Source organism: Polaromonas sp. P4_H1 (assembly GCF_056400945.1).
Genome location: NZ_JBFUKG010000139.1, coordinates 1 through 537 on the forward strand (window position 1 = coordinate 1; position 537 = coordinate 537).

The 537-nt window shown below is 60.5% G+C and carries 1 protein-coding gene and 1 pseudogene; one reads left to right on the forward strand and one right to left on the reverse strand.

The window, feature by feature from the left end; all coding sequences use genetic code 11:
• A pseudogene (locus tag AC1DS5_RS25540) lies at positions 1-205 on the forward strand (sulfite exporter TauE/SafE family protein); the annotation flags it as partial.
• Between the two features lie 136 nt (positions 206-341).
• Here the strand turns inward: AC1DS5_RS25540 and AC1DS5_RS25545 are convergent.
• Positions 342-537, reverse strand: a 196-nt coding sequence (locus AC1DS5_RS25545) for a hypothetical protein (RefSeq protein WP_477721038.1), incomplete at its 5' end; no start/stop codon positions are given.

Here is a 537-nt window from a genome sequence, read left to right on the forward strand (position 1 = left end):
GCCCTATTTCGCACTCGGCCAATTCCACGCCGGCAATTTCGCGACATCGCTGGCGCTGCTGCCGATGGCCATCATCGCGAACTTCATGGGCATCTGGCTGGTGAAACACACGCCCACCAATCTGTTCTACAACATCGCCTATGCCCTGCTGCTGGTGATCTCGCTGGTGCTGCTGTGGCAGGGCTGTTCGATGTTGTGGCGGTAGGTGGCAATACGTAGGATGGGTAGAGCGCAGCGAAACCCATCGCTTTCATGCGTTTAAATGATGGGTTTCGCGAAGACGCTCTACCCATCCTACGATCGCCGTGGCCCGGAGGGCCGATTTGTCGCAGCGCGGGCCGTTAACCCTTGCGCGGCTTGCCGCGCTTGGCGACGGCGATCGATTGGGCTTCGGGCGAGAGCTGCTTCACATTGGTGTCGGCCAGATAACGCTGCAACGCAATGGCGCGGTCGCTGGAATCGACGAGCCGCTGCACCATGTCCAGCAACTGGTGGAATTCCCGGGTGCCGAGGCAACCGAACTGCACGTCGTTCACC